The sequence below is a fragment of the Salinimicrobium oceani genome, assembly GCF_012037645.1.
The window spans coordinates 1-811 of sequence record NZ_JAAVJR010000090.1 but is presented as its reverse complement, the minus strand read 5'-3'; the positions used below and the strand labels follow the sequence as shown (position 1 = coordinate 811).

The 811-nt window shown below is 36.7% G+C and carries 2 protein-coding genes; both read left to right on the top strand.

Annotated elements, in window-relative coordinates; genetic code table 11:
* On the top strand, positions 1-407 hold a 407-nt coding region (locus HC175_RS15575), incomplete at its 5' end, for a diacylglycerol/lipid kinase family protein (RefSeq protein WP_369074334.1).
* A 157-nt stretch (positions 408-564) separates the two neighbouring features.
* The coding region (locus tag HC175_RS15570) for a hypothetical protein (protein WP_167920166.1) at positions 565-811 on the top strand (247 nt) is incomplete at its 3' end.

Here is an 811-nt window from a genome sequence, read left to right as displayed (position 1 = left end):
AACTTGGATATCTTATCCAAAGCATACCTACCCTAATAAAAAGTGATTTCCCCTTTGAATTTAGAATAGAGACCAACGGTAAAATTCTGCAACGCACTGCCTTTCTTGTTGCCATAGCAAACGCCAGAAGATATGGTACAGGGGCGACGATTAATCCTCATGGGAAATATGATGATGGAAAATTTGAGATCCTCATTTTTAAAGAATTCAATATTCCCCAAATACTTCAGACGTTTAGAGAAGATGTAGAACTAAGCGAAGATTTTCTTGAGATCATTCCCGCTGTTGAAGCGAGGATCACTAGCAGTAAAAATATCCCTTTTCAAATCGACGGGGAATATCGTGGGGATATAAAAGAAGTCTTAGCCCAAATTTCTTCAGTAAAAATCAAAATTGCAGTTCCTTAAATTTTTAAACGAGTCTTTCAACATTCACTGGAATAACTTCAATTAATTAGCCGTATTAGTGCATTATTAACATTAATTTAGGCTGCTCTTAATTAAAAAAGCCCTCGAAATGAGTAAATTAGGAAGTCAATAATCTAACTAATAAAAAAAGAAAATTATGGCAGAGATTAAGATTGAAAAAAAGAAACCAATTTGGCCGTGGATTATCCTGGTCCTTGTAATTCTGGCAATATTATACTTTTTAGTATTTGCCGATGACGACAACAATGACGACATGGATGACACCAACACCGAACAGGTTGAAGAGGGCACTGTATGGGAAGATGATACAGATACCACTTCCTGGGAAACTGGAACCGATACTTTAGGTACATCAGGACAAGGAGTGGAGGGTTATCTTGCCT